This window comes from Butyrivibrio sp. TB (assembly GCF_900110805.1).
Classification (GTDB): domain Bacteria; phylum Bacillota; class Clostridia; order Lachnospirales; family Lachnospiraceae; genus Butyrivibrio; species Butyrivibrio fibrisolvens_C.
In genome coordinates, this window is sequence record NZ_FOER01000054.1 from 1 (window position 1) to 1,707 (window position 1,707).

General features: G+C 34.0%; 1 protein-coding gene. It reads right to left on the bottom strand.

The window, feature by feature from the left end; translation table 11 throughout:
* Positions 1–187: 187 nt before the first annotated feature.
* Positions 188–1,516 carry an IS4 family transposase gene (locus BMX21_RS18940; RefSeq protein WP_092047051.1) on the bottom strand — a complete coding sequence of 443 codons (1,329 nt, stop codon included), beginning with the start codon at positions 1,514–1,516 and terminating at the stop codon, positions 188–190.
* Positions 1,517–1,707 lie beyond the last annotated feature (191 nt).

The following is a 1,707-nucleotide window of genomic DNA, read 5'->3' on the forward strand; positions in this document are numbered from 1 at the left end:
CAATGTCAGTAAGTTAAGAAGGATAGATGTTATTACTAGAACTGATAATTAGCATTATTATGGTCGGAATCGATAGTTAAAAATTATTTCCAAGCTGATATGAATTCACAAGTGACTTTTGAGCATGACAAATAAGCAGATGCAAATCTGCCGCTCACATAGTATTCTATTATTGGTATAATAGCTATTACTTGAATCTATAAGTAAAGCTAGACGGATTTCGGAATCTATGCTGACGGGCATATTTCCGATCGCGCCTGATAGGAAGCAAATTTTTTCCTATCAGGTTTTCTACATCAGGTGGATCTTCTCCAGCATGTAAGCTTAGAAAATAATGACATGCTTTGTAGGCAACAGAATAGTTGACTTGATATATGTGCTTTCCGCCTTTTTGAATGATTGTAACATGCCCCGTAATTATAGAGCAGAAATTGTAAAGAATAAGACGTGCCCAGATTTCCATTTCAATATATTTACGAGTTTTTGAATGGAAGTTAGCTGCACCAATCACATGTTTAAGCTCTCGGAATGAAGTTTCTACATTCCATCTGAGATTGTATAGATATTTGATTTCCTCCATTGAGAACTTATCAACCGGAAGATTGGTAATAATGTTTTCATATATATTTTCAGAGACTTTAAATCGGAGAACACGGAGAGATAATTGATACTCACTCCGCTCGCTTGGAGTAATGTAATCGAATTTTACTTCTGGACATATATATTTGTACTGTTCGGGCAATTCTGGATGTTGGCGTTTCTTTTTAGATTGACTCCGTGTAAGTATACGATTGATAGAAATATCGAAGCCATCTTCAGTAAAAATATAATCTGCACCAAGAAGTCTTTGAGTCTTTATGTCAGTGGCACGAATAAGGAAATATGCATTATGTTCAATTGCGTGCGCGAATACATTAAAAGAATGGAATCCTCGATCTGCTATAAATATAGGTTTTTGATCAGGGACATAGTGATGGCGATCAATAAGATCACATAAGGCTTGAAACTCATTTTTCTTTCTGATTGGTTGCACAATACAATCGGTATAGCGTTTTGATAACAGCTCAAACAGTGGAATTATATGTATTTGATTATAACCATTTGTAGTTTTACCATCTGGTGGGAAATATGACTCTTCATCCTTTGGATTTCTGGTAAAGGTGAAAGAAGAACCATCGGCAGCTAAAAGAAGATATTTACCCTTATAAAGTTTGTATGGGTATAAATCATTGAATGTATGTGACAAAAAAGGTAAAGCATCTGTAGACAATTTACATCTTTGTTGTATAAATGCAGAGTTAGTCGGTGTATTTACTTGAAATGAAAAATAATTAAGAAGCTCATCTTTAATAGTTCCCGCCTCCATTGATAGCATAAGATGAATTAAGGAAGAAAAATCAAGCTTTCTGTTTCTAGAAAAAAACTTGTCAGGATTAATAGAAAACTTTCCTGCATCTTTTGACATGTTAGAAATAATATTAAGTAGCGAATCTTTGACTTGTAGAGCAAATGACATTTTTGAACCTCCTTGAAATTGAAACAATGATTACATTGCTAATTTCAAGGGCCGCTCTAACTACCTCTTAAAAATCAATCAGTAGTTAGAGCGGCCGCATATTTGATTCACTATGTCAACTGTTTTATATAAAAAATGAGTTAGACCCTAAATAAAGAATCTAACTCGTGATGTTAACTAAATGACATTGG